The organism is Pseudomonas sp. PME37.24/025, from assembly GCF_055556615.1.
The window spans coordinates 1-264 of record NZ_JBVHNK010000276.1; the positions used below are offsets into that span (position 1 = coordinate 1).

Sequence of the window (264 nt, forward strand, 5' to 3'; positions counted from 1 at the left end):
TCGAAGACAGGGAGGGTTGGGGACGGCAGCGGCAGCGGTTGAGCAGGTGCAGCCGGGAACAGCCCGCGCCGTTGCTCGCGCCATTCGTCGTGGCCATGCGCAAGCTCGGCCTCGACGCCAGCGATTTTGCGGCGGATCTCCTCGGCTCGCCCTTGCCGTTGCGGCACCGGCCGCGATACAGTGGGATCAGAGCGTTCCTCGTACTTAGCCTTGGCCCAAGCTTTGAGCTCGTCGCGCTGCACGTGCTCTTTCTGTGTGGCTTCC

At 65.9% G+C, this 264-nt stretch carries 1 protein-coding gene; it reads right to left on the minus strand.

The window, feature by feature from the left end:
- A partial coding sequence (locus tag ACZ3HH_RS30365) for a hypothetical protein (RefSeq protein ID WP_465810326.1) occupies nt 1–242 on the minus strand: 242 nt, incomplete at its 3' end.
- Nucleotides 243–264: the final 22 nt, after the last annotated feature.